A 1,235-nucleotide genomic window follows, 5' to 3' on the forward strand; every position below is an offset into this window, starting at 1 on the left:
AATTCTTTCGAGTTATTGAGGTTTGGTGAGTAGGGTGCTGGGCTTATCAGCCCAGCCTACGCTTGCTTTCCATGCCAGATGGGTTCGTCATGAAAAATTCGATTGCGTAAAAAACGAAAGCGGTTGGCTATGTAATCTGCAATTTATTAGGTGGCGGGGTCTTACTATTACGTCAGCGTATCAAATCACTGGTGACACCAGCATATAAAATATCAGCGTAACATGTAGTGCATCACTGTTCTCATGGATTTTTTGGGGACACACTAAAAGGTTCTCCCGAACCAATATGCTTCTCGAATGCTGGTGGTACACGCATAACCCCATCCACATCCATTTTAATACCCTTAAAAAAATTATAGGTGGTCCCAGTATTGCTTAAATCTAATGAATCAAAAGAAAGTTTACCCAGATAATCTGATTTTACCTCTTGATTTGCTTTTCCATCTTTTGCGACAGCTTGAATCATACGTTCAATTAATTCACGATGACAATCCAGGATAGCCATCCTTAACGAGTCTAAGCACTTCTCATCTTTTAAAATAATAGCATGAGGAAAAACAATGTGAATAAAAACACCATCATGATTATCATTATATGATAACGATAAGCGATATTTTATTAATTGGTTATTAAATACAATTGATTTATACATGAAAATGTTCTCATAATTATTTGGGTATTTAATGCCTTAGTGCGCAAATTATATCACCTGACTAATTATTGTCAAAAGCATTGTGGGGGTGGGTCATGCGGGTCAGTGACTTTCAATTTCCAAAGAGGGTATGTTTCGGTATTTGATCCTGCTCTGATTTGTTGGACACCCTGTTAAGAGAGTAAAATCTTAGCCAGAGGTGAAAAATGAACAACAATAAATCAGAACAAAAAATTAGCGAGCATAGCCCGGGTTCCGCAAGCTCCACCCGGGCTATGCTCGCTATATTGAGGTAATCAATATAAGTTTTTGATGGAGGTGTATTAAAAGGAGAAAATGATGTCTGGTTGGACAACCGGGATCTGCGAAGCAAATGGTATTGACGTGCACTACCTCCGAACCGGTGGCAGCAAGCCTCCTCTTGTTCTGTTGCATGGCCTAATGTTGAATGGATTGTGCTGGATGCCTTTGGCGCGGATTCTGGAGGAGGATTACGACGTTATCATGCCGGATGCTCGCGGTCATGGCTACTCCAGCAAAAGAGTGATTTTCTGATACGTCGAATTGATGCATTAAGATCTTC

The 1,235-nt window shown here is 40.2% G+C and carries 2 protein-coding genes; one reads left to right on the top strand and one right to left on the bottom strand.

Annotation, left to right across the window (positions count from 1 at the left end; genetic code table 11):
- Nucleotides 1-241: 241 nt before the first annotated feature.
- On the bottom strand, nt 242-652 hold the full coding sequence (locus ACQUTA_RS13065) for a hypothetical protein (RefSeq protein WP_444988704.1): 411 nt from the start codon (nt 650-652) through the stop codon (nt 242-244).
- 339 nt (nt 653-991) lie between these two features.
- On the opposite strand from ACQUTA_RS13065, the gene ACQUTA_RS13070 reads away from it, so the two are divergent.
- Entirely contained in the window at nt 992-1,207 is a 216-nt protein-coding gene (locus ACQUTA_RS13070; protein WP_444988705.1) for an alpha/beta fold hydrolase, read from the top strand.
- Nucleotides 1,208-1,235: the final 28 nt, after the last annotated feature.

The organism is Legionella navarrensis (assembly GCF_052527415.1).